General features: G+C 62.6%; 2 protein-coding genes and 1 pseudogene. 1 reads left to right on the top strand and 2 read right to left on the bottom strand.

The annotated features are described in order from the left end of the window. The coding region (locus SCI24_RS21300; RefSeq protein WP_318727267.1) for an FAD-binding oxidoreductase at window positions 1-1,057 on the top strand (1,057 nt) is incomplete at its 5' end. A gap of 22 nt (window positions 1,058-1,079) precedes the next feature. Here the strand turns inward: SCI24_RS21300 and SCI24_RS21295 are convergent. Next, on the bottom strand, window positions 1,080-1,832 hold the full coding sequence (locus SCI24_RS21295) for a ribonucleoside-diphosphate reductase (protein WP_318727266.1): 753 nt from the start codon (window positions 1,830-1,832) through the stop codon (window positions 1,080-1,082). 75 nt (window positions 1,833-1,907) lie between these two features. Further along, window positions 1,908-2,670: pseudogene (locus SCI24_RS21290) on the bottom strand (ribonucleoside-diphosphate reductase, adenosylcobalamin-dependent); the annotation flags it as partial.

Here is a 2,670-nt window from a genome sequence, read left to right as displayed (position 1 = left end):
TCGCGGTGGCGCTGATCCAGCCACTACGCGACGTATAAGGCAAGCGGAAATCGGCACGCCTTGGAATGATCGCTTACTGCAGGAAGCACACTATTCGGGCCTGCTGGGCAGCCTTCAGGATGGTGCTGAAGACTTGGGCGAACCCGGCCTGTACCTGTTGCTGTTTCTGGTTGTCATTACCCTGACCCGGTGGGTGCCCTACTATTACTGGCGTTACTTGCACCGTGTGATGCCGCTGATTTATCTGGCACTGGCCGCCCATGCAGTGTTGTTGGCTCCGCTGAAGTGGTGGCAACAACCCACCGGCTGGCTGATGACACTGTTGTTTGTGGGTGGTGCCGTCGCAAGCCTGCAATCGCTGACCGGGCAAATCGGGAGGAGCCGACGCTACAAAGGGGTGGTTGAGGCCGTCAAGCAGACATCAGGCAACATCACGGAAGTCGTTTGTGAGATGGGCAAGCGGTGGCCAGGGCATCAAGCCGGACAATTCGCCCTGGTGACCTTCGACCGGATTGAAGGGGCGCATCCTTTCAGCCTGTCCAGTGCTGACAATGACAGCGGGCAGCTCAGCCTTCACATCAAGGCACTGGGAGACTACACCCGCAAGCTCCCGCAGCAGCTAAGCAGTGGCCAAGCAGTTACGCTCGAAGGCCCTTATGGTCGCTTTGATCCCGACAGCGGCAGAAAAAACGCCCAGCAGATCTGGGTGGCCGGCGGCATAGGGATAACACCGTTTCTGGCTGCGCTGGAAAACCGCCTGATCAAGACCGAACAAAAACATCCAGCGGTCACACTTCATTACTGCACTGCCGGCGCCATGGATGACCCAATGGTGACGCGTCTGCAACAACTGACGGAGCAAGTTCCGGACATATTGCTGCACATCCATGACAGCCAGCAGGGGCAGCGATTGACCGCGAATCAACTGCAAATCCATGACCGCAGAGTGGATATCTGGTTTTGCGGGCCGCAGGGCCTGGCCAAAGCCTTGCGAAGCGGCCTAAAGCAACGGTCAATTTCATTACGCTTTCATCAGGAAAGTTTCCAGTTCCGCTGAATGAGTAGTGAAGTGGACCCTCTTATCCACACTTGGACCAGCCGCAGCCCGAATAGCAGGTGGGGCAGCCGTCCATCATGATCAGCTCGCCGTTACACTCGGGGCAGTGGCCGACGACGGTGGGGCCGTCGCCCTTGGCATGGGAGGCCTCCTGGGCCTTGCGCTCGGCCTGCTCGATCTCCTCGGCGGTAGGCGGCTGCCAGGGATGGCCGCTGGCCAGGCGCTGGGCATAGCGGCTGACCAGCTCCTCCACCGGCACCTGGTTGCCGTCCTGGTCGAGGAAACCACGGCGGTAGAGGATCTGCTGGATCGACCAGGCGATGGCCGCGACCTCGGAGTCATGGAACATCGGCTTGCCCCAGCGGTTCATGCCGCAGCGCACCAGGCCCTTGTCCCAGGCCACCTTGCGCAGGTCGGCCACCGCCTGGGTGACGTAGCCGCCGCGGGCAGCCAGCGACAGGCTGCGCATGGTGGCGGTGATCCACTGGTGCTCGCTGGAGAGCTGGCCGGAGGGGAAGAAGAACTCCACCGGGCGCTCGATCACCACCCGCTTGCCGTTGAGCACGCCCTCCACCGGCATGAAGGAGACCAGCAGGTAGACCTTCTTGCGCCCCTCGGCGCCGACGTAGGAGATCTTCTCCGACACGGCCTCCAGGGTGCCCTCGGGACGCGAGGGGATGCGTACCGTGAGCGGGTTCTCCTCGGCCAGTGGCGGCTCTTCCACCGCCTTCTTGACGCTGTAGGACACGATCTTGGAATTGATCTCGACGGCCATCAGAGGGCTCCTCCGGAAAGTTGTTGGGTGGCACTGGGCATCCATCGCTCGGGGCTGACCCGGCAAGTGCCTTTATTACCACTTGCCATAGGTGCCTTCCTTCAGCGCGTCGTAGAGGTTCGCCGCGTTGTGCTCCTCGCCGTCGTAGATGACCTTCTCATCGCCGGCCAGCTCCACGGTCTCGCCGTTCTCCAGCTCGAAGACGTAGGTGGTGTTCTTGAGGTCGTCCTCACGCACCAGCACGCCCTGGAAGGCCTCCGGGTTGAAGCGGAAGGTGGTGCAGCCCTTGAGCTTGCTGGCATAGGCGTCGAGGTAGAGGTCCTTGAACTCCTCGAAGGGGAACTCGGTGGGCACGTTCACCGTCTTGGAGATCGCCGAGTCGACCCACACCTGGGCCGCCGCCTGCACCGCCACGTGCTGCTTGGGGCTCACCGCATCGGCGGTGATGAAGTAGTCGGGCAGGTCGCTCTCCACGGCGTCCGCGGCGATGAAGTGGCGATAGGCGGCCAGCTCGAAGGAGACCACCTCGACCTGCTCCTTGGTCTTCTTGCCCGACTGGATCACGTTGCGGAAGTAGCGGTGCGAGAAGGAGGGCTCGATGCCGTTGGAGGCGTTGTTGCCCAGCGACAGCGAGATGGTGCCGGTAGGCGCGATGGAGCTGTGGTGGGTGAAGCGCGCGCCGTGCTCGGCGAGCGCCGCCACCAGCTCCGGCTCCACCTCCGCGACCTTCTGCATGTAGCGGCTGTAGCGGGCGTGCAGGATGCGGCCGGGGACCTTGTCACCCACCTCGTAGCCGTCCTGCTTGAGCTCGGGACGCTCGCGCATCATCCGCGGGGTG

It is taken from the genome of Halomonas sp., from assembly GCF_033549285.1.
GTDB lineage: Bacteria > Pseudomonadota > Gammaproteobacteria > Pseudomonadales > Halomonadaceae > Halomonas.
Note: the sequence above shows the minus strand (reverse complement) of the source record. Positions and strands in the feature narration are given on the sequence as shown.

Excerpts from the sequence above, each read along its gene's own strand:
- SCI24_RS21295 (WP_318727266.1), bottom strand. The coding sequence starts at position 1,832 with ATGGCCGTCGAGATCAATTCCAAGATCGTGTCCTACAGCGTCAAGAAG.